This is a genomic window from Pseudomonas sp. PDM25 (genome assembly GCF_019219045.1).
Classification (GTDB): domain Bacteria; phylum Pseudomonadota; class Gammaproteobacteria; order Pseudomonadales; family Pseudomonadaceae; genus Aquipseudomonas.
Genome location: NZ_JAHUWL010000010.1, coordinates 38222 through 58742, shown reverse-complemented (window position 1 = coordinate 58742; position 20521 = coordinate 38222). Strand labels below are relative to the sequence as shown.

Below are 20521 nucleotides of genomic sequence, written 5' to 3'. Positions count from 1 at the left end.
GGCTTGGCGTGGACGTGCATGGCAGCGGCACAGGAGGCATTTCCAACACCGGAAGAAGCTGCTGAGGCGTTCGTCAAGGCCTTGGGTACGGGAAAACCCGATCAGGTACGCCTGACAGAGCTGCTGGGCGATGACTGGCGCACCTACATTCCCCGCGAAGGCGTGCAGAGCAGTGATGTGGAGGCGTTTTTGAAGCAGTATCACGAGCAGCACAAGATTGAAAAACCCAGCGAGCGCAAGGCGATCCTGGCAGTCGGCAGTGACCACTGGACACTGCCTATCCCCATGACAAAAGGTACGAACGGCTGGCGCTTCGACATGAAGGTCGCCGGCGTCGAAATCCGTGCCCGTCGCATTGGCCGCAACGAACTGGACGCCGTGCAAGCGGCGCTGACCTATCACGATGCTCAGATGGACTATGCCTCAGTGGATCGTGACGGGGACGGCGCACTTGAATATGCGCAGAAAATCTTCAGCACCCCCGGCAAGCATGACGGCCTCTATTGGGCGGACGACGACAGCGGTCAGATCAGTCCGTTGGGGCCGTTGTTCGGCAAAGCCATCAACGACGAAGACTGGCATGGTTACCACTTCCGCATCCTTGATGCCCAAGGCCCGTCGGCACCAGGTGGCGCCTACAGCTACCGCATCGGCGACAAAATGAGCCGAGGCTTTGCCCTGATCGCCTGGCCGGCAAAATATGATGACACCGGGGTGATGAGTTTCATGATCAGTCATGAGGGACAGGTGTTTGAGAAAGACCTTGGCCCCAATGGCGAAAAACTGGCGAAGGCAATGAAACGCTTTGATCCGGATGACAGTTGGAAGGAGGTTTCTGAAGACCAGTAGCCATCCAGACGTTGATATCAGGTCGTTCTGGAAAATCACTTTCCGGCGTCGGCGAGGAGCGACCGGCGGACAAGCTGCTGGCATGAGTCGTGAAAAAAACGGAGGTTGGGAACAAGGCTGCAGCCTTTGCTACTTGAACGACACTGGCAAAAAGCGCCCCCCTACTTCGCCGTCCCGCCACGCGGCTTATAAAAAAGAAACATCGAGGTCTCGGCGGTCTTGATGTATTTCCTCGCCCAGGCAGGTTTCACTTTCCTGTCGTGGAAATACATCGCGCCGTGGGTTCGGTCGTTCAGTTGCTTGTTGAGCGCTTTGCGCGCGATTTCCTTGGCCATCGCGTATTGGGTTTCTTCCTGGACCTGATCCGAGCGTCCATCACACCACCACGAAAACTGACAATTTTTGCTTTCAGAACCCTGCTTGACCACGGCGCATACCGTGTCCGGAAAGCCCTCATGGCCCAGGCGGTTCATCACGACGCTGGCGACGGCTTCCATGTCGGCGGACGATTTTCCTTTGGACTCCCAATAGATGGAGCGGGACAGACAGGTGATTGCATCGTCCAGCGGCGACGCGCCGGCGGGATCGACGGCCTGAACTTCAGAGGTGGTGATGGTTTCGGACTTGGGCACAGGGACTTCGGTGCCCTTCTCCGCAGCTTTTTGTTCCAGGACCTCGGCCTTGTCCTCAGCCATTTCCTTTTTTTGCTCCTGCTCAGACGCGATGGCGTGGCCTGCGAAAAGGGTTATTGCCAAGCAGGTGACTATCCAGACAACTCGCATGATCGACCCTTCGGACGGAACCGCAAGCACGCCGAACTGGCGACTTTGCTTGATTGTAGTTGCCAGAATTGATTCCAACAGACGGACAAAAAAACTGTCGTCGGGCGTGAAAAGTCATTGCGCTTGCGGGGGTGAAATCGCGCATCATGGGCGCAGTCAGCTCAAGGGGATTTCCATGCGCTTCAAATCATCTGCCATGCGTCTTGCCACGTTGTCACTGGGGATGTTGTTCGCCGCGAATGCATTGGCGGCCGACGAGAAACAACTGATTGATTCGATCAACCTCTACCGCAGCCAGGTGCAGCGCTGCGCAGGTCAGGTATCGCAGGAGCTGCCACCGCTGGCCGGCGACCCACGGTTGGCGCTGAACGCCAACAGCGTCGGCAATCTGCAGCAGGCAATGGCCAGCGCGGGTTATCCGATGAAGAATGTACAGGCGATCAGCCTGTCCGGGCCGCGTGATGCGCCATCGGCGATGAAAGCGATTCAGGAGAGTTTTTGCCAGATCGTACTGGACCCGCAATTCGTCGATGTCGGCGTCAGCCACCAGGACCGCGAGTGGCGCATCGTGCTGGCGCGTCCACTGTTGAGCGCTCGCCTGGGCGACTGGCAGGCGGAAGGCCAGAAGCTGCTGGCCGAGCTCAACATCGTACGCAGCCAACCGCGCCAGTGCGGCACGCAATCCTTTGCCGCCACCACGCCACTGGCCTGGAACGCCGCGCTGGCGACGGCGGCCGAGGAGCACGCCCGGTCGATGGCCAACAACAATTACTTCGATCACAAGGACCGCGATGGCCGCATGCCGGGTGACCGGGCTGAATTGGCCGGTTATGGCGGCGGGCAGGTCGGCGAGAACATCGCTGCCGGCCAGGACACCGTGCGCAAGGTGGTCGAAGGCTGGGTGTCCAGCGCCGGTCACTGCGCGAACCTGATGAACCCACAGTACCGGGAGTTGGGCGCGGCCTATGCGGTTGATCCGAAGAGTGATCCGGGGATTTACTGGACGGCGATGTTCGGGGCGCAATAAGTTCAGAACGCCGATAGAAAAAAACCGGAGCCCTGTCATGGGGCTCCGGTTTTTTTTTGCAATCAAATCCTTCATCGACCCTGTCGATCAGCCGGTCATTAATAGTGATTGGACGCCCCTCTAAAGTTGCTCTTAGTCTGCGCACAACAATTCCGGGGATAGCGGAATACTCATTTCACGGAAGCAGGCGAGAATGTCATGTCAGAGCGAGTCTTGATCGATGGGTTCGCCAGGCGTGTGGACTATCTGCGGATGTCTGTCACTGACCGCTGCGATTTCCGTTGCGTGTATTGCATGGCTGAAGACATGCAGTTTCTGCCCCGCCAACGGGTACTGACCCTGGAAGAAATCTATCAACTGGCCGAAAGCTTCGTGGAGTTGGGCACCCGCAAGATCCGCCTCACGGGCGGCGAACCGCTGATCCGTCCGGGGGTGGTGCAGCTGTGCGAAAAGATCGCCGCCCTGCCTGGCCTGCGTGAACTGTGCATGACCACCAACGGGTCTCAGCTGGGCAAACTTGCAGCGCCCTTGTTCGAGGCCGGGGTCAAACGGCTCAACATCAGCCTCGACAGCCTGGACCCGCAACGCTTTCGTGAACTGACGCGCACCGGCGAGCTGGCGCAGGTCATCAAAGGCATCGACGCGGCCAACGCCGCGGGATTTCGCCATACCAAACTCAATTGCGTGGTGATGAAGGGCCGTAACGACCACGAGATCAACGACCTCGTGAGCTTTGCCATCGACCGACATCTCGACATTTCTTTCATCGAAGAAATGCCCCTGGGCACCATCCATGAACACAGCCGCGCCGAGTCGTTTTACGCAAGCAGCCAGGTACGTGAACGGATCGCCGAGCGCTACACGTTGATCGAGTCCGCCGAGTCGACCCAAGGTCCGTCGCGCTATTGGCGCCTGGCCGAGGCCCCGCAGATTCGCCTGGGGTTCATTTCCCCCCACAGCCACAACTTTTGTGGCACCTGCAATCGGGTTCGGTTGACGGTGGAAGGTCGTCTGCTGCTGTGTCTGGGCAATGAGCACGCTGTCGACCTCAAGGCCGTATTGCGCAGCCATCCCGGCCATCCCGAGCGCCTGGAAAAAGCCATCATCGAGGCGATGAAACTCAAACCCTATCGGCACACTTTCGAAGTGAACGACGAGGTCCAGGTGGTTCGCTTCATGAACATGACGGGCGGCTGAACACCATGATCGTTAGACCCAAACCCAATCTGATCGGCGTCCTGACGTCACTCAAGGGCTCGATCGCCAAACGAATTGCCTGGCGCAGTCTTCTGGTGACGCTGCTCGCCTCGGCCATCGTGCTCATCGAAACCTTGCACCCGAGCTATTTTTCCAAGGTCAGTGCAACGCCCTTCACCCTGCTGGGTTTGTCGTTGTCGATCTTCATGAGCTTTCGCAACAACGCCTGCTACGACCGCTGGTATGAAGCGCGCAAAGCCTGGGGCGACATGCTGGTGGATGTTCGCTCGATGGTGCGCGAAACCCAGGTCATCAAGGACGCGAACGAGCGACACCATATCCTCAGCAACCTCTGCGGCTTCGCCCATGCGCTCAATGCCAAACTGCGCAAAGAAAACGAACTGGCGGCCAGTGGTGAATGGCTGAACCCGATGCCCAAGGACAACGCGGCGGATATCAGCGGGCAGATTCTGCTGCAGGTCGGTCAACAGTGCTCGGCGCTCGCCGAGTCAGGCGCGATCAATGAATGGCGCTACACGCTCATGGCCAACCATTTGACCCGCCTGACCCAGGCCCAAGCCGTTTGTGAGCGAATCAAATACACGCCACTGCCCTTCCCCTACACCTTGTTGCTGCACCGGACCATCTACCTGTTCTGCATTTTGCTGCCCTTCGCGATGGCCGAGCCACTGGGCTGGCTGACACCGATTTTCACCGCCATTGTCAGCTATACCTTTTTCGGTCTGGACGCGATTGGCGATGAGTTGGAAGACCCGTTCGGTCGCGATGAAAACGACCTGCCCATCGATGCATTGGTGCGCAGCGTTGAACGAGATGTACTGGCGGCACTGGGCGTGACACAACTGCCGCCGCCGCTGGAACCGGTGGACTATGTGTTGAGCTGATTGGCTCGATGATTCACCGGGCATTGGCACATGCCAGTAGACGCAGAACCTGTGGGAGCGGGCTTGCTCGCGAAAGCGGTCAGTCAGTTGACATCAATGTTGGATGTGCCGACCTCTTCGCGAGCAAGCCCGCTCCCACAGGGGATTTTCGGTTTCAGAACAATTCGCTGAAGGGGCAGGCAGCGGCATCTGGGCCGACGGTGTCACCGCGCACCGGCCGAGCAATCGCCCGGGCGCGGCCTCCGCCGGTGACCGGGGGTTGAAGCATGACGCACTTCACGCCTCCACCTGCACCACTTCAATCCCGAGTTTCTGATAGTCCTCGACATTGCCCGACGCCACGTGGCGCTCGGTGATCAGGGTATGAATGCGCTGACACGGCGCGACCACGAATGGCTCCACCGCCCCCAGTTTGTCAGCGGTGGTGACGGCTACGACATGGGAGGCGCTGGCGAGCATCGCCTGTTTGACCGGCACCTCGTCGAAATGCAGGGAGCTGATGCCAACTTCCGGGTGAATCGCACAGACGCCCGTGAACAGCAGATCAGCCTTGATGCCCTCGATCAGCCGCAGGGTTTCATGCCCGCTGGCCGACATGGTCGCGGGATTGAGTTGCCCGCCGGCCAGAATCACCGTGATGCCTTTGTATTCGGCCAGGGTGATCGCGATCATCGGCGAGGCGGTGACGGCCGTGATTGCAATGTCCAAAGGTAGCGATCGGGCGATCTGCAGCGTCGTGCTCCCCGAATCGAAAATCACAATCTGGCCGTTGTGTACCTGGCGTGCGGCGAGTTTCGCCAGGTGGGTTTTCACCTCATCGGTTTCGCTGACGCGGGTGAAGTAATCCTTGCCGGTGTCCTTGGGCCGCGGCAACGCCCCGCCGTGCACCCGCTGCACCAGCCCGGCGGTCGCCAGCTCCGCCAGATCACGGCGAATGGTGTCTTCGGACACCGCAAAATGCTGGCTCAGCTCGCCCGCCATGACCTTGCCGTCACGTTCGAGAATCAACAGGATTTTTTGCCGACGCAGATGAGGGAGTTCGGCGGCTGAATGTGAATCGTGCATGTTTTTGCCCGCTTTTGCGTGTAGTTGCGTGTTTTCGCGAGACTAGCCAAAGCGCGGGGTAAACACAATCCAGCCAGCTATCGATTGTTTCGATGATTCAAATCATGAAGCCGAATTTTTTATTTGTTTGTGACCTATTCAAGATGGCGCCATCACACATGTTTTGGATGAGAACTTCATGAATCTAAATTTTGCCTTTGCCTGCATGATCGTGGTCTCGTTTGCCATTGCGTTGGGGCACGCCTGATCAGCGGAAACCAAGGGGTTGCCGAAGCAGAAGTGGTCGAGCGCCTGGCAAAAGCCGGCGGAAAAGCCGTAATCCTTCCCAACAAGGTCTATAACCCGTATCCACATGATTTGGATCAGGGAGCCTTGAAGGCGCCCTCGCTAAATTGATCTCTTGAAAAAAGCCGACAAGTGACTGTCCGCCAGGAGATTTCCCCCGCATGAAAGCAGCCCTGAAAATTGCCGCCAGTGATTCCGCATTCGATTGTTTCCACACCTCCCGAGAAGTCATTGCGCTCAATCAAACTGACTACACCGATGTCGCGGTTGCGGTGTTCTCTGTGGAAGATGTGATGACGGGCGCCCTGGACGCCCTGCAGCGTACCGGTTTTGATATTCCCATTTTTCTCGTCGCCTCCCCCGGTTCCGGCAACCGCGCCCGGGACGTCTACCAGCACCTGCAAGATGTTCTGCTTCAGGTGAATGGCATTTTTGACCCCTCACGCAACAACGCCGAATACCATGGCAACCAATTGGAGACTGCGGCAAAAGCCTATGAAGAAAGTCTGCTGCCGCCGTTCTTCGACGCACTCAAGCACTACACCGAATCGGCCAACGCTACGTTCGCCTGCCCGGGTCACCAGGGCGGCCAGTTTTTCCGCAAACACCCGGCTGGCCGGCAGTTCTTCGACTTCTTCGGCGAGACCCTGTTTCGCGCCGACATGTGCAACGCCGACATCAAGCTCGGCGATTTGCTGATCCACGAAGGCCCGGCCCTTCTGGCGCAAAAACACGCGGCGCAGGTGTTCAACGCCGACAAGACCTACTTCGTACTCAATGGCACATCGGCCTCCAACAAGGTGGTCACCACCGCGCTGCTCACGCCTGGCGATCTGGTGCTGTTCGACCGCAACAACCACAAATCCAATCACCAGGGTGCGTTGATCCAGGCCGGGGCGACCCCGGTTTACCTGGAAACCGCGCGCAACCCTTATGGGTTCATCGGCGGAATTGACGCCCATTGTTTCGAAGAAGGCTATCTGCGCGAACTCATCTGCGAAGTCGCACCGGACAAGGCCGAGCTGCCACGGCCGTTTCGTCTGGCGATCATTCAGCTGGGCACCTATGACGGCACCGTCTACAACGCCAGACAGGTCGTCGATCGCATCGGCAAACTGTGCGACTACATCCTGTTTGACTCGGCGTGGGTGGGCTACGAACAGTTCATCCCGATGATGAAGGACTGCTCGCCGCTGCTGCTGAACCTGCATGAAAACGATCCCGGCATCTTTGTCACGCAATCGGTGCACAAACAGCAGGCGGGGTTTTCCCAGGCGTCGCAGATCCACAAGAAAGATCGCCATATCAAGGGCCAGGCCCGTTATTGCAGCCATGCGCAGCTGAACAACGCCTTCATGGCCCAAGCCTCCACCAGCCCGTTTTACCCGCTGTTCGCCTCACTGGATGTGAACGCGCGCATCCATTCCGGCCGCAGTGGCCTGCGCCTGTGGGAAGACTGTGTGAAGTTCGGCATCGACGCGCGCAAGCTGATTCTGGAAGCATGCACCATGGTTCGCCCCTTCGTGCCGGACACCATTGACGGTCGCCCCTGGCAGGACCATCCCACTGAAGACATCGCCAAAGACATCCGCTTTTTCGAATTCCATCCGAAGGATCGCTGGCATGCCTTCAGCGGTTACGCCGACAAGCAATACTTCATCGACCCCTGCAAGTTGCTGTTCACCACGCCCGGCATCGACCCGGTCGATGGCAGTTACACCGACTTCGGTATCCACGCGGGCATCCTCGCCAACTTCCTGCGCGAAAATGGCATCGTTCCGGAAAAGTGCGACCTGAACTCGATTCTGTTCCTGCTCACCCCGGCCGAAGACTGGGCGAAGATGACGCATCTCGCCTCACAGATCGCGCGCTTTGAACGCTTCATCAGTGATGACGCGCCGATGAGCCGGGTGTTGCCGGCCATCTATGCGCAGCATCAGGAGCGCTATCGCAACTACACCATTCGCCAACTCTGCCAGGAGATGCACGACCTCTACCGCACCCACAACGTCCAGCAATTGCAGAAGGCAATGTTCCGCAAGGAACACTTCCCGAAAAAGGCCATGAACCCACAAGCAGCGCAGTTCGAATTCATCCGTGGCAACGTCGAACTGGTGGCGCTGGCCGACGCGCAGGGGCGCATCGCTGCCGAAGGTGCGCTTCCCTATCCACCCGGCGTGCTCTGCCTGGTGCCCGGGGAAATATGGGGCGGTGCGGTGCTCAAGTACTTCCTGGCGCTGGAGGAAGGCATCAACTCACTGCCTGGCTTCACGCCGGAACTCCAGGGCGTGTACTTGAAACAGGAAGGTGATCGCATTCGAGCCTACGGGTACGTGATCAAGACGCGCCCACATTAAGTGACGCGCACATCATCTGTAGGAGCATGGCTTGCCCGCGATGGGGCCCTCGAGAACGCCAACAGCATCGCGAGCAAGCTTTGCTCCTACAGGGCCGGTTTGCACAGATCTCATTCAGATAACAATTGCCCGCAGCCACTGATGCGCCGGATCGCGATGCGGCTCACAGGAGGAAATCAGCCCAGGGGTAAACGTGATGGCGAGTGGATATCTGCGCGAAGCCGATTATGCTTCAAGAAACCTTGCAGCGATGCGAGGCCGTCAGCCTGTGTGCATGCTTCGCGCAATCCGTAATCCGACGACATCAGCCCCAGGGCCTGGGTGCGGCAAAAAGGTAACGAGGTACTCCGGCCTATAACAAGAACGACGGAGAAGACTCATGGCCGCAATCGACAACACTTCCACGGGCAGCGCGCCCCACCACGGGATCACCAAGGAGGAGCGCAAGGTCATCTTTGCCTCGTCCCTGGGCACCGTGTTCGAGTGGTACGACTTCTACCTTTATGGGTCTCTCGCGGCGATCATTGCCAAGCACTTCTTCGCCGGCGTCAATGAGACAACGTCCTTCATCTTCGCGCTGCTCGCGTTCGCCGCGGGCTTCGCGGTACGCCCCTTCGGCGCCATCGTGTTCGGCCGACTGGGGGACATGATCGGACGCAAACACACCTTTCTCATCACCATTGTGATCATGGGTATCTCCACCGCCGTGGTGGGCTTTTTGCCCGGCTACGCGACCATCGGCGTGGCGGCACCGATCATCCTGATCAGCCTGCGTCTGCTGCAAGGCCTGGCCCTGGGCGGTGAGTACGGCGGCGCGGCGACCTACGTGGCCGAGCATGCGCCGAAAGGCAAGCGCGGCTACTTCACCTCGTGGATTCAAACCACTGCAACCCTTGGGCTGTTCCTTTCGCTGCTGGTGATCCTCGCCTGCCGAACCATTCTCGGCACCGAAGCATTCGAGGCCTGGGGCTGGCGGATTCCGTTCCTGCTGTCGATCCTGCTGTTGATCGTCTCGGTGTACATCCGCTTGCAACTCAGCGAGTCACCGGTGTTCTTGAGAATGAAGGAAGAAGGCAAGTCGTCCAAGGCGCCGCTGACCGAATCCTTCGCCCGCTGGGAAAACCTCAAGATCGTGATCATGGCCCTGCTCGGCGGCACTGCCGGCCAGGCCGTCGTCTGGTACACCGGACAGTTCTACGCGCTGTTCTTCCTGCTGCAGACGCTGAAGATCGATCCGCAGACCGCCAACCTGTTGATTGCCGGCTCGCTGCTGATCGGCACACCGTTCTTCGTGATATTCGGCAGCCTGTCCGACCGTATCGGCCGCAAGGGAATCATCATGGCCGGCTGCATCCTGGCGGCAGTGACCTACTTCCCGATCTTCCATGCGCTGACCCAATACGGTAACCCCGACGTGTTCATCGCGCAGGAGAAGAACCCGGTCACGGTGGTCGCCGATCCCGGCCAGTGCTCGTTCCAGTTCGACCCGGTGGGCAAGGCCAAATTCACCAGCTCCTGCGACCTCGCCAAGACGGTGCTGGCGAAGAAGGCCATTCCCTACAAGAACGTGAAAGCCGAACCGGGCACCGTCGCGCAGGTCCGCATCGGCGACAAGGTGATCCCGAGTTTCGAGGGCACCGGCATGCCGGGTGCCGACTTCAAGGTCAAGAACGACGCCTTCGCCGCCACCCTCGGCACCGCGCTCAAGGAGGCCGGCTACCCCGAGAAGGCCGACCCGGCCAAGACCAACTACCCGATGATGGTGCTGCTCCTGACCATCCTGGTGATCTACGTGACCATGGTCTACGGCCCGATCGCCGCCTGGCTGGTGGAACTGTTCCCGGCGCGCATCCGCTACACCTCGATGTCGCTGCCCTACCACATCGGCAACGGATGGTTCGGCGGCTTTCTGCCCACGGTGGCGTTCGCCATGGTCGCGGCCACGGGTGATATCTACTACGGGCTGTGGTACCCGATTGTCATCGCAGTGATGACGGCCATTCTTGGCACGTTCTTCCTGCCGGAAACCAAGGATCGGGAAATTCATCACACCTGAGGCTGGCACCCGCCCTCTCCTGCCAGGGAGAGGGCGATCCGGAAGGAAATGGGACAGATCTATTTATTCGGCTCGTCAGGAACGCAACACGCCAATCGCCCGCCGATACTTTTCAACGCGCTCCAGGTCTTCCCATGACGGCTGCGCGATCCGCGACAAGTCGCTGTTCTCTTCCAGGTCCGCCAGTTTCACCACCCGGCCTATCGGGTTCTGTGCCGCGCGCTCGACGAAGGTTTCATAGGACTCGCCCGGCACTTTGGTGACCGACTCGATGGCGGTCAGAACGGCTTCGCTGAAGCCTTCCTTGCGCAGGTCATCAAGGCTGATGCCGCAGTCCTCGACCACGTCATGCAGCACCGCGACGATGCGTTCTTCCAGCGTGTTGACCCGCAACATGACTTTCAGCGGATGCAGGATGTAAGGGCTACCGCCCTTGTCGACCTGCCCCTCATGCGCGGTGGCGGCGATGGCAATGGCGCGTTCCAGTGTCTGGCTCATGGCGTTCTCGAAAATCCGGGTTCAGCCCAACAGATGCTGTGAAATAAGTTTGGAAATCTCGACCATCGATGTCCTTCCGGTGAATTCAAACTTCACTCTTCCCAGCGCCGAAAAGTAGATTTCCAGCTCAGAATCCAGGTCGAAGGTGCCCGACGTTTCCACGGAGTAAGCGACGATGTTTTTGTAGGGCAACGAAGTGAAGTCTTTTTTGCTGCCGGTGATGCCTTGCACGTTCACTGCGATGATGCGTTTGTTGGTAAACACCACGCCGTCGCGCATGGATTTATAGGCATCAATGACCTGCTCGCCGTCCAGTAGCAACGCGGTGACTCGCTCTGCGTACTCGTTGTTTTGCTTGAGTTTGAAAAAGCCTTTGTTGTTGAAATCGATCATCCGCCATTCCCTTCCTTAAAGAGTGTTCCCTGGATTGCCAGCGCGTGGCGCGGCGAGCATACCATCGGGGCTGCGCTTTTTTCGCCCTCGCCCATGGCGGATCTAAAAAACCAATGGAACCCCGCGCCCCATCGCGTTTTCGAAACCCTATCAGCACTCATCTTTGATCAAGCAAGGCGCCATTGGAGAGGAAATCCCGATGAACAGTAGACTGCTGTTTTTGCTGGCCAGCCTGAGTCCAACCCTGGTCATGGCTGAAGGCTGTGACGTGCTGACCCGCTCTCAAAGCCCTTCCGTGCCGGTGGTCGAAACGCATAGCTGCTATGAGTACGAAGGCATGCCGGTGAACGCCATCGATTGGTCATGCAGCAACGAGAGCAAAGACATGCTGACCAGCACCAAGAAAAAAGTCGAACAGTGCGCCGATCATGCTCAGGCCACTTGCATCGCCACGTTGACCCAAGAATCGCTGGCCAATCCTCACTCCACCAGCAAGGACAAGAGCAGCACATCGCTGAGTATTCCGAACAATGCTCAGGTCACTACGTATTACTACGGCGCTGAGCATTTGAGTCAGGCGAAGATTGATTGCGAGTCGGGTGGAGGTCACTGGAAATCGCAGTAACCCCCAGGAGCGTGGGTTAACCCTTAACAGCCGCTTCAATCGCAGCGATGTCGATTTTTCCCATCTCCATCATGGCGTCGAACGCGCGTTTGGCCGCTGCTTGATCAGGATTGGCTATCGCGGCGCTCAGAACACGGGGGGTGATCTGCCATGACAATCCCCACTTGTCCTGGCACCAGCCGCATACATTTTCCTGACCGCCATTTCCGACAATTGCGTTCCACAAGCGGTCCGTTTCGGCTTGGTCGTCGGTTGCCACCTGGAACGAAAAAGCCTGGTTGTGCTTGATCCCCGAGCCCCCGTTCAGTCCGAGACAAGGGATGCCCATCACCGTGAACTCGACCGTCAGGACATCGCCCTGCTTGCCTGCCGGATAGTCGCCAGGCGCGCGAAGGACTGCGCCCACAGCGCTGTCGGGAAACGTCTTGGCGTAGAACGTCGCAGCGTCCAGCGCGGTGCCGTCGTACCACAGACAAATCGTGTTTTTGCTGATCATCTTGGTTCTCCAGAATCAAAACGGGTTCGTGCATTCTGGTACGGGTTCGCTCTTCGTGCACCTTGAAGTCAGAAAACCCCAAGCGCTGAGTGACGCCCATGCCAATCAGCTCCCCGCGTCCACCGGATGGATCACCAGGTAGCTGTCGACAGCATCGTCGATGGTTGGAAAGAATGCCGTTTCGCCAAGCCGCGCGAACAGCCCGAATCGCTTCAGCTTGTCCTTGACCGGGTCCTTCATCTCGGCCACGCACAACTTGATACCCGCCGCGTGCAAGGTGTCGTCCAGTTCAGCCAGCATGTCGGCAGAGGTCACGTCCACACTGGTGACGGGTTCTGCCGCAACGACCAACCAGCGCACGGGCGTAGGCGACGCCGCTACGGCGGCAAGCACTCGGTCATTGAACAGTTCGGCATTGGCGAAAAACAACGGCGCATCCCAGCGAAACAGCACCATGCCGGGGATAAGGCTCGCGTCGGGATAACGCTGGATGTCGTGGTAGCCCCTGACCCCCTTGGCTTGCCCCAGCACCGCGGAATACGGCCGCCAGCCATCCCACAGAAATTCGATGACGGCGATCACGATGGCCAGCCCGATGCCCTCGATCGCACCGAACACGGCCACACCGACGGTGCAGACGATCGACAACCAGAACTCCCAGCGCTGGATACGATAAATGCGTCGCAGGTCGGCGACTTCAATCAGGCCGATGGCCGAGGCGATCACGACCGCTGCCAGTGCGCTGCTGGGCAAACTCTGCAACAAGTTCGGCGCCACCATCAGCAGCAGGGCAACGGCCAGCGCGCCGACAACTCCGGTCAACTGGGTTTTGGCGCCTGCGGCTTCGGCCACGGGGGTGCGTGAAGAACTGCTGCTGATTGGAAAGCCCTGGAAAAACCCCGCCGCCAGATTGGCAAAACCGAGCCCTGCCATCTCCTGGTTCGGATCGACATAGGAATGGGTCCGTGCCGCATACACACGCGAGAGCACGCTGGTGTCGGCGAACGACACCAGGGCGACGGCGAAACCGCCGATGAGCACGGGGACAATATCGGCGCGGGTGATCCAGGGGATGGCGAACGCCGGTAAACCTTGCGGCAGAGCGCCCAGGACCGACACACCCGCACGCGCGGCAAGGTCCAGCACACCGACGGCAATGGTCGCGCCTGCCACAGCGATCAAGATGCCCGGCACGCGTTTGAAGCCCTTGAGCAGCAGGATCACGACCAAGGTGGCTGCGCCAATCATGAACGCGGTCCAGTTAGTCTTTCCTTCCATCACCGCGGTGATGATCGCCCATATGTTTCTTAGCGGGCCGTCGGACTCAATCGAAAAACCGAAAAACTTGGGCAATTGACTGATCAAAACCGTCAGCGCGATGCCGTTCATGTAGCCGTAGCGGATCGGTTTGGAAAGCAACTCCGTGATGAAGCCCAAACGCATGATGCCCGCCAGGATGCACACGACCCCTGAAACGATCGCCATCATGCCCGCCAGGGCGACGGCGCGATGCGGGTCGCCGCCCGACAGCGGCAGCACGACTGCAAGGATAACGGCGGCCAGTGAGGAATCCGGGCCCAGCACCAGAATCCGGCTAGGCCCGAACAATGCGTAAGCGAGTAGCGGAACGATGGTCGCGTAGAGGCCATAGATGCCGGGTACGCCCGATGCCACGGCGTAGGCGATACCGACGGGCACCAACATCGTGGTGAGCACCAGCCCGGCCATGATGTCGTGACGCAACCAGGCAACCTGATACCCACGCAGCGTGCGAAGCCCGGGAAGCCAGCGGCTCCAGCCCGATTGCACACCGGTATTGCGGTGTGCAATCCGGCCCGGTTCCGGGACGGGAGGTGAAGAATCCGAATCGCTCATAGAGCTGTGGCCTATAGGTGTACAGCGCAGATTCGATTAAAACGTGCCCGTCAGAATTTTTCGGGCACTCGCCGGTGCGGATAATCCGGGTCGCGATAGCCGCCTGGCTTCTGCCGTTTGGGCAATATCACCTCCTCGCGTTCGACTTCCTTGTACGGGATCCGGCTGAGCAAATCGTTGATGATGTTAAGGCGCGCCCGCCGCTTGTCGTTCGAGTTGGCCACCAGCCAGGGGGCATGATCGGTGTCGGTTGCCTTGAACATGTCGTCACGCGCGCGTGAATAGTCATACCAGCGGCTGTATGACTTGAGGTCCATGGGGGTCAGTTTCCAGATTTTTCGCCCATCCTTGATGCGCTCCTGAAGCCGGCGGGTCTGCTCCTCTTCGCTGACTTCCAGCCAGTATTTGAGCAAGATCACGCCCGAGTCGACGATAGCCCGCTCCACCAACGGCGTTGTCCGCAGGAAATTGGCCACCTGCTCTTTGGTGCAGAACCCCATCACCCGCTCGACGCCCGCCCGGTTGTACCAACTGCGATCGAAGATCACCACTTCACCGGCCGCGGGCAGGTGCGGCAGGTAACGCTGGACATACATCTGGCTTTTCTCTCGATCACTCGGCGCCGTTAGCGCCACCACCCGAAAGACACGCGGGCTGACACGTTCGGTAATCGCCTTGATCGTTCCGCCCTTGCCAGCGCCATCGCGCCCCTCGAAGACGATGCAGATCTTGATGCCCTTGGCTTTTACCCACTCCTGCAACTTGACCAACTCGACATGCAGGTGGCGCAGTTGCTCCAGGTATTCCTTGTTTTTCAGCTGCGGGGTTTCAGCAGCATTACGCTTAGGGGCTTTCTTCTTGTCCTTTGCCATGACCAAGACCTCATAGATGCCAGTCGCCGATAGGTATTGAGCGTAGGTTGCTTTCTGCTCATCCGCCGAGCGCGATGATCGCGGTGATCAGTACAGCGCCGATGACTGCTGTCGCGAGACCGCCTTGCCACGGTCTTGCGCCTGCGTACTTCGAGAGCATCCAACCGGCGATGAACAGCACTCCAAGTCCGATCAGGTTAGACAGGCGCACGGCGAGTGCCGTTTGGTCGAGCAACAGAAACGGCACGACAAGCGGGAATGTCGAGAACACCACCAACAGGAAAACGCCGAAAGCCCCCCTGAAATCATCCCAACCGAGGCGCGGCTGTACCGGCATGGATGAATATTCGACCAGGCGGCGACGCAACGATTCCAGCTCTTCAGGGCCGGTCGCAGCGGCGAGACGCGGGGGTAACGCCTCGGCAATGAGCGCTTGCCCGGCGGCGGCATCCGTCGCGCCGAGCAGGTTGGTGCGAAGCGTACGGTTGCGCGTGCGCTCAATCAGGGTTCGCAACAAATACATCACAGCGTCCGCGAGTCCCCAGGCGAGGTTGCAACCCAGCGCGGCGATCATCATCGTGCGCTCCGCCTCCTGGCCTGACGTGGCCACGCTGATCGTCCCCGTGAAGGTCATTGCCATCAGCAGGCCGAAGATGACCTCTGTGACACGGTCGACCGGATCAAGAACACGGGCCCGCTTTTGCTCTCCAGTGCTTCGCATGCGCTCATCCTCGCCACGGCTGCGTCAGCGTGGTCCTGTCCTGGTTTTCAGCCGTGCCTGGATGGCCAAGACCCGGCCTGCGCAAGCACATCGAACAGCTTAGTTCAGACTTGACCTATCACAACGCGACGCATCGACAACGACTAAACTTTTGCGATTGCACCTGTTTGCAAGGAGATTTCTCTTAGCGCCACTCCCCCTGTCCGAACTCGATGCCGCCCTGCAGGCCGATGCCAGCGCCTAACGTTTAAAGGGCGAGCCGCCAAGCCAAACGCTCTGCATCAGTTATTTATACTCAAATGCCAGCTTAATAATATTTTACCGATACCAGGGTGATCCCTAGTCTTGACCCCAAGAAATGGCAGGCCGTTACCGACCTAAATCCAACTTCGAAGGGTGTAGAGATGACCACTGAAAAAATAACAACAGATACGCTGATTGTTGGCGCCGGTCAGGCTGGCGTGGCCATGAGTGAACACTTGAGCAAACTCGGCGTGCCGCACCTGGTACTGGAGCGCAACCGTATCGCCGAACGCTGGCGCACCGGGCGCTGGGATTCGCTGGTGGCGAATGGTCCGGCCTGGCACGACCGTTTTCCCGGTCTCGATTTCGACGACCTCAGCCCCGACGACTTCGCCCCGAAAGAGCGGGTTGCCGACTATTTCGAAGCCTACGCCAAAAAATTCAACGCCCCGATCCGCACCGGCGTGGACGTGCTGAACGTTGAGCGCAATGTCGGTCGCCCGGGCTTCACCATTGAAACCTCTGAAGGCGTGATCGAAGCCAACCGCGTAGTGGCTGCCACCGGGCCTTTCCAGCGTCCGGTTATCCCGCCAATCGCGCCGAAAGATCAGCCATTCACCCAGATCCACTCGGCCGAATACCGCAACCCGGCGCAACTGCCCGAGGGTGCAGTGCTGGTGGTCGGTGCCGGGTCGTCAGGCGTGCAAATCGCTGATGAACTGCAGCGGGCCGGCAAGAAGGTTTACCTCTCGGTCGGCGCCCACGACCGCCCTCCTCGCGCCTATCGCAACCGTGATTTCTGCTGGTGGCTGGGTGTGCTCGGCGAGTGGGATCAGGCGGCGATGAAACCCGGCCGGGAACACGTGACCATCGCCGTGAGCGGCGCGCATGGCGGCCGCACCGTGGACTTCCGTGGTCTGGCTCATCGCGGCATGACGCTGGTGGGTTTGACCCAATCGTTCAACGGCGGCGTAGCGACTTTTCAACCGAACCTTGCCGAGAACCTGGCGCGCGGCGATGAGAACTATCTGGCGCTGCTCAATGCCGCCGATGCCTACATCGAGCGCAACGGTCTGGACCTGCCAGAAGAACCTGAAGCGCGTATTACCTTTTCCGATCCGGAATGCGTGACTCACCCGATTCTTGAGCTCGATCTGGCCAAGGCCGGCGTGACCTCGATCATCTGGGCCACCGGTTTTGCCACGGATTACAGCTGGCTCAAGGTTGATGCCTTTGACGACAACGGCAAACCAGCGCATCAGCGCGGCGTCTCGAGCGAGCCGGGGGTGTATTTCCTCGGCCTGCCGTGGCAGTCCCGTCGCGGGTCTTCGTTCATCTGGGGCGTTTGGCACGACGCCAAGTACGTGGCTGATCACATCGCCATCCAGCGTTCCTACCTCGACTACCACGACGCCGCGCAACGCGAGGCTGAAACCGTCCCGGCCGCCCATAAAGCAACCGTCAGCGCTTGAGCCATTTTTCTTTAGGAGCTTCAAATGTCCACGCCAACCCATACCCGTATTCGCATGTTCAACACCAAGGAAACCTACCCGAACCAGAGCCTGGACAATGACCTGTGCCAAGCCGTCCGGGCCGGCAACACCGTTTATGTTCGCGGCCAGGTCGGGACTGATTTCGAAGGCAACCTGGTGGGCCTCGGTGATCCGCGAGCGCAAACCGAGCAAGCCATGCGCAACGTAAAACAGTTGCTGGAAGAGGCTGGTAGCGACCTCAGCCATATTGTGAAAACCACCACCTACCTGATCGATCCGCGGTATCGCGAGCCGGTGTATCAGGAAGTGGGCAAGTGGCTTAAGGGCGTGTTTCCGATTTCGACCGGGTTGGTGGTGTCGGCGTTGGGGCAACCGCAGTGGTTGATGGAGATTGATGTGATTGCGGTGATTCCTGAGTAAGGAAGTAGACCGAGGCGCGGCCTTCGCGAGCAAGCCCGCTCCCACAGGGGATCTTCAGCGAACACATAGTGTGTGTGCGACGCAGATCAAATGTGGGAGCGGGCTTGCTCGCGAAGGGGCCCGCCCAGACACCCACTTTGCCAAGGCTAAACCAGGAGCAAAACCCATGACCTTCTCCATCGCAGCACGTTGCCCCGAAACCGGTCAGTTCGGCATTGCGATCAGTTCCTCAAGCATCGCCGTCGGCGCCCGCTGTCCCTGGCTGCTGCCCGGCGTCGGCGCCGTTTCCACACAAAACATCACCTTGCCGTCACTCGGCCCGGAAGTCCTCGCCCTCATGGAACAGGGCCTTGCACCGGCCGAGGCACTGGACAAAGTCCTGACCCGCAACGGCTACAGCCAATATCGCCAGATCACGGCGATTGACCACCTCGGCCGAACCGCGCACTTCAGCGGCGCACAAACCCTGGGCAACCACAACGCCGTCTCCGGTGACCAATGCGTCGCGGCCGGCAACATGCTGGCGGACCGTGCAGTGATCGAGGCCATGGTCGAGGCGTTCGAGCATGGTGAAGGCCAACTGACCGACCGCCTGCTCGCGGCCATGAAAGCGGCCATCGCCGCGGGCGGTGAAGCCGGGCCGGTGCATTCGGCGGCGGTGGTGGTGGTCGGCGAATTGACCTGGCCGATCATAAACCTGCGGGTGGATTGGGCAGATCACGATCCAATCGGCCAGCTTGAGAAACTCTGGGACGCCTATCGCCCACAGGTCCAGGACTACATCGACCGCGCCCTGGCCCCCGACAAATCCCCTGGCTACGGCGTCGCCGGAGACGACCGATGAGCAACAGCCTCGATTTGCTGAAAACCTTGGTGGCGTTCGACACCACGAGCCGCGAATCAAACCTGCACCTCATCGAGTTTGTCCGCGACTACCTTGAACGCTTCGACGTGCCTTGCGAGCTGGTCTACAACGAGCAGCGCAACAAGGCCAACCTGTTCGCGACCATTGGCCCGGCGGACCGGCCGGGCATCGTGCTGTCGGGGCACACCGATGTGGTGCCCGTCGACGGCCAGCCGTGGACCGTTGCGCCATTCGAACTCACCGAGCGCGACGGCAAGTTGTACGGTCGCGGCACGGCGGACATGAAAGGCTACATCGCCTGCGTACTCGCCCTGGTCCCGTCGCTGGTGAACGCCACGCTGCGGCTGCCGGTGCACATCGCGCTTTCGTACGATGAGGAAGTCGGCTGCCTGGGTGTGCGTTCGTTGCTGTCGGAATTGGAAAAGCGTCCGGTCAAACCGATGCTCTGCATCATTGGTGAACCGACCGAGCTCAAACCGGTGCTGGGCCATAAAGGCAAACTGGCGATGCGCTGCGATATTCACGGTGAAGCGTGCCATTCGGCGTACGCACCGCTTGGGGTCAATGCGATTGAATACGCCGCCGAACTGATCGGTGAACTGGGGCGGATTGGCAACCGGCTCAAAGCGCCCGAGCATCACGACACCCGTTTCGATCCGCCGTTCAGCACGGTGCAAACCGGCGTCATTTCCGGCGGCAAGGCCTTGAACATCGTCCCCGCCGATTGCCGCTTCGACTTCGAAATCCGCGCCCTGCCCTCGCATGATCCGAGTGAGGTTGCGCAGGAGCTGAAGGCCTACGCCGAGCAACAGGTCTTGCCGCGCATGCGTGCAGTGAGTGAACAGAGCGAGATTCGCTTCAGCGAGTTGTCGGCGTATCCCGGTTTGGCGACCGATGCGCACAGCGAAGCGGCTGAATTGATTGCTGCGTTCTCCGGCTCCCGAGAGTTCGGCACCGTAGCCTTCGGAACCGAAGGTGGCCTGTTCGACGCAGCAGGCATTCCCACCGTCGTCTGCGGCCCCGGCAGCATGGACCAAGGCCACAAACCCAACGAATTCGTCAGCCTCGAACAACTCACAGCCTGCGACACTATGCTGCAACGAATGCTGCAATCGATCAGCTGAATCACAAAGATCCAGAACACCCAAAACCCCCTGTGGGAGTGAGCCTGCTCGCGATGAGGCCATGTCAGCCAATATCAATGCAGCTGACCCACCGTATCGCGAGCAAGCCCGCTCCCACAATTGCCGCATTCGCAGACAACTCTGTGGCGAGGGAGCTTGCTCCCGCTTGAGTGCGCAGCACTCACAAAAATAGCCAGTCAACTCGCAGAATTTCAGGGCCGCTGCGCAGCCCAGCGCGAGCAAGCTCGCTCGCCACAAAACAGCGCCCGGCTGGGGAATTCCTAAACGCCACTGGCATACATTTTTTAGCGTCTATACCCACAAACTTACTAATTTATCTCTCACTCCCCACCGCACATCATCAACTCCAACA

General features: G+C 59.4%; 19 protein-coding genes. 11 read left to right on the top strand and 8 right to left on the bottom strand.

Annotated elements, in window-relative coordinates; all coding sequences use genetic code 11:
* Positions 1-18 precede the first annotated feature (18 nt).
* Complete coding sequence (locus tag KW848_RS19605; RefSeq protein WP_218537908.1) at positions 19-849, top strand: DUF2950 domain-containing protein; 831 nt, start codon at positions 19-21, stop codon at positions 847-849.
* Between the two features lie 161 nt (positions 850-1010).
* Here the strand turns inward: KW848_RS19605 and KW848_RS19600 are convergent, their stop codons facing one another.
* On the bottom strand, positions 1011-1631 hold the full coding sequence (locus KW848_RS19600; protein WP_192409745.1) for a cell wall hydrolase: 621 nt from the start codon (positions 1629-1631) through the stop codon (positions 1011-1013).
* 175 nt (positions 1632-1806) lie between these two features.
* Here KW848_RS19600 and KW848_RS19595 point away from each other — a divergent pair, with 175 nt between their 5' ends.
* The 3 genes from KW848_RS19595 (at position 1807) to KW848_RS19585 (ending at position 4760) form a co-directional block, all read left to right on the top strand.
* Positions 1807-2658, top strand: coding sequence for a CAP domain-containing protein (locus tag KW848_RS19595; RefSeq protein ID WP_111452490.1), 852 nt, complete (start codon positions 1807-1809; stop codon positions 2656-2658).
* Positions 2659-2856: 198 nt separating this feature from the next.
* Positions 2857-3855 (top strand): GTP 3',8-cyclase MoaA, encoded by a 999-nt coding sequence (gene moaA / locus KW848_RS19590; protein ID WP_218537786.1) that lies wholly within the window; start codon positions 2857-2859, stop codon positions 3853-3855.
* Between the two features lie 5 nt (positions 3856-3860).
* A complete protein-coding gene (locus KW848_RS19585; protein WP_192409598.1) occupies positions 3861-4760 on the top strand; it encodes a bestrophin family protein in 900 nt (299 codons plus the stop codon).
* 276 nt (positions 4761-5036) lie between these two features.
* Here KW848_RS19585 and KW848_RS19580 read toward each other — a convergent pair whose 3' ends face one another.
* Positions 5037-5825 carry a DeoR/GlpR family DNA-binding transcription regulator gene (locus KW848_RS19580; RefSeq protein WP_218537785.1) on the bottom strand — a complete coding sequence of 263 codons (789 nt, stop codon included), beginning with the start codon at positions 5823-5825 and terminating at the stop codon, positions 5037-5039.
* Positions 5826-6271: 446 nt separating this feature from the next.
* Here KW848_RS19580 and KW848_RS19575 point away from each other — a divergent pair, with 446 nt between their 5' ends.
* Positions 6272-8467 carry an ornithine decarboxylase gene (locus KW848_RS19575; RefSeq protein WP_218537784.1) on the top strand — a complete coding sequence of 732 codons (2196 nt, stop codon included), beginning with the start codon at positions 6272-6274 and terminating at the stop codon, positions 8465-8467.
* A gap of 379 nt (positions 8468-8846) precedes the next feature.
* Positions 8847-10523 (top strand): MFS transporter, encoded by a 1677-nt coding sequence (locus KW848_RS19570; RefSeq protein ID WP_192409601.1) that lies wholly within the window; start codon positions 8847-8849, stop codon positions 10521-10523.
* 75 nt (positions 10524-10598) lie between these two features.
* Here the strand turns inward: KW848_RS19570 and KW848_RS19565 are convergent, their stop codons facing one another.
* Positions 10599-11021 carry an HD domain-containing protein gene (locus tag KW848_RS19565; RefSeq protein ID WP_218537783.1) on the bottom strand — a complete coding sequence of 141 codons (423 nt, stop codon included), beginning with the start codon at positions 11019-11021 and terminating at the stop codon, positions 10599-10601.
* A 21-nt stretch (positions 11022-11042) separates the two neighbouring features.
* Positions 11043-11414, bottom strand: a complete 372-nt coding sequence (locus KW848_RS19560; RefSeq protein ID WP_046049313.1) for a PH domain-containing protein — start codon at positions 11412-11414, stop codon at positions 11043-11045.
* A gap of 199 nt (positions 11415-11613) precedes the next feature.
* Here KW848_RS19560 and KW848_RS19555 point away from each other — a divergent pair, with 199 nt between their 5' ends.
* Positions 11614-12039, top strand: coding sequence for a hypothetical protein (locus tag KW848_RS19555; protein ID WP_218537782.1), 426 nt, complete (start codon positions 11614-11616; stop codon positions 12037-12039).
* A gap of 16 nt (positions 12040-12055) precedes the next feature.
* Here the strand turns inward: KW848_RS19555 and KW848_RS19550 are convergent, their stop codons facing one another.
* The 4 genes from KW848_RS19550 to KW848_RS19535 form a co-directional block, all read right to left on the bottom strand.
* Positions 12056-12535 carry a VOC family protein gene (locus KW848_RS19550; protein WP_192409604.1) on the bottom strand — a complete coding sequence of 160 codons (480 nt, stop codon included), beginning with the start codon at positions 12533-12535 and terminating at the stop codon, positions 12056-12058.
* A gap of 105 nt (positions 12536-12640) precedes the next feature.
* Entirely contained in the window at positions 12641-14410 is a 1770-nt protein-coding gene (locus KW848_RS19545; RefSeq protein ID WP_218537781.1) for a SulP family inorganic anion transporter, read from the bottom strand.
* Between the two features lie 50 nt (positions 14411-14460).
* On the bottom strand, positions 14461-15282 hold the full coding sequence (gene ppk2, locus KW848_RS19540; protein WP_218537780.1) for a polyphosphate kinase 2: 822 nt from the start codon (positions 15280-15282) through the stop codon (positions 14461-14463).
* Between the two features lie 58 nt (positions 15283-15340).
* On the bottom strand, positions 15341-16003 hold the full coding sequence (locus tag KW848_RS19535) for a VIT1/CCC1 transporter family protein (protein ID WP_218537779.1): 663 nt from the start codon (positions 16001-16003) through the stop codon (positions 15341-15343).
* Between the two features lie 404 nt (positions 16004-16407).
* On the opposite strand from KW848_RS19535, the gene KW848_RS19530 reads away from it, so the two are divergent.
* The 4 genes from KW848_RS19530 to argE all read left to right on the top strand — a co-directional run bounded on the left by KW848_RS19530 (position 16408) and on the right by argE (position 20148).
* Positions 16408-17718 carry an NAD(P)/FAD-dependent oxidoreductase gene (locus KW848_RS19530; RefSeq protein ID WP_218537778.1) on the top strand — a complete coding sequence of 437 codons (1311 nt, stop codon included), beginning with the start codon at positions 16408-16410 and terminating at the stop codon, positions 17716-17718.
* Positions 17719-17742: 24 nt separating this feature from the next.
* Positions 17743-18159, top strand: coding sequence for a RidA family protein (locus tag KW848_RS19525; protein WP_008027166.1), 417 nt, complete (start codon positions 17743-17745; stop codon positions 18157-18159).
* Positions 18160-18325: 166 nt separating this feature from the next.
* A complete protein-coding gene (locus KW848_RS19520; RefSeq protein ID WP_218537777.1) occupies positions 18326-19003 on the top strand; it encodes a DUF1028 domain-containing protein in 678 nt (225 codons plus the stop codon).
* Positions 19000-20148 (top strand): acetylornithine deacetylase, encoded by a 1149-nt coding sequence (gene argE, locus KW848_RS19515; protein ID WP_218537776.1) that lies wholly within the window; start codon positions 19000-19002, stop codon positions 20146-20148. Before KW848_RS19520 ends, argE begins: the two co-directional genes overlap by 4 nt.
* Positions 20149-20521 lie beyond the last annotated feature (373 nt).

Bases quoted from the DNA above. Each gene is read 5' to 3' on its own strand.
- KW848_RS19545 (WP_218537781.1), bottom strand. From the start codon at position 14,410: ATGAGCGATTCGGATTCTTCACCTCCCGTCCCGGAACCGGGCCGGATT.
- KW848_RS19555 (WP_218537782.1), top strand. From the start codon at position 11,614: ATGAACAGTAGACTGCTGTTTTTGCTGGCCAGCCTGAGTCCAACCCTG.
- KW848_RS19520 (WP_218537777.1), top strand. From the start codon at position 18,326: ATGACCTTCTCCATCGCAGCACGTTGCCCCGAAACCGGTCAGTTCGGC.
- KW848_RS19565 (WP_218537783.1), bottom strand. From the start codon at position 11,021: ATGAGCCAGACACTGGAACGCGCCATTGCCATCGCCGCCACCGCGCAT.
- KW848_RS19575 (WP_218537784.1), top strand. From the start codon at position 6,272: ATGAAAGCAGCCCTGAAAATTGCCGCCAGTGATTCCGCATTCGATTGT.
- KW848_RS19525 (WP_008027166.1), top strand. From the start codon at position 17,743: ATGTCCACGCCAACCCATACCCGTATTCGCATGTTCAACACCAAGGAA.
- KW848_RS19600 (WP_192409745.1), bottom strand. From the start codon at position 1,631: ATGCGAGTTGTCTGGATAGTCACCTGCTTGGCAATAACCCTTTTCGCA.
- KW848_RS19585 (WP_192409598.1), top strand. From the start codon at position 3,861: ATGATCGTTAGACCCAAACCCAATCTGATCGGCGTCCTGACGTCACTC.
- KW848_RS19535 (WP_218537779.1), bottom strand. From the start codon at position 16,003: ATGCGAAGCACTGGAGAGCAAAAGCGGGCCCGTGTTCTTGATCCGGTC.
- KW848_RS19605 (WP_218537908.1), top strand. From the start codon at position 19: ATGGCAGCGGCACAGGAGGCATTTCCAACACCGGAAGAAGCTGCTGAG.
- KW848_RS19580 (WP_218537785.1), bottom strand. From the start codon at position 5,825: ATGCACGATTCACATTCAGCCGCCGAACTCCCTCATCTGCGTCGGCAA.
- argE (WP_218537776.1), top strand. From the start codon at position 19,000: ATGAGCAACAGCCTCGATTTGCTGAAAACCTTGGTGGCGTTCGACACC.
- KW848_RS19570 (WP_192409601.1), top strand. From the start codon at position 8,847: ATGGCCGCAATCGACAACACTTCCACGGGCAGCGCGCCCCACCACGGG.
- moaA (WP_218537786.1), top strand. From the start codon at position 2,857: ATGTCAGAGCGAGTCTTGATCGATGGGTTCGCCAGGCGTGTGGACTAT.
- ppk2 (WP_218537780.1), bottom strand. From the start codon at position 15,282: ATGGCAAAGGACAAGAAGAAAGCCCCTAAGCGTAATGCTGCTGAAACC.
- KW848_RS19560 (WP_046049313.1), bottom strand. From the start codon at position 11,414: ATGATCGATTTCAACAACAAAGGCTTTTTCAAACTCAAGCAAAACAAC.
- KW848_RS19550 (WP_192409604.1), bottom strand. From the start codon at position 12,535: ATGATCAGCAAAAACACGATTTGTCTGTGGTACGACGGCACCGCGCTG.
- KW848_RS19530 (WP_218537778.1), top strand. From the start codon at position 16,408: ATGACCACTGAAAAAATAACAACAGATACGCTGATTGTTGGCGCCGGT.
- KW848_RS19595 (WP_111452490.1), top strand. From the start codon at position 1,807: ATGCGCTTCAAATCATCTGCCATGCGTCTTGCCACGTTGTCACTGGGG.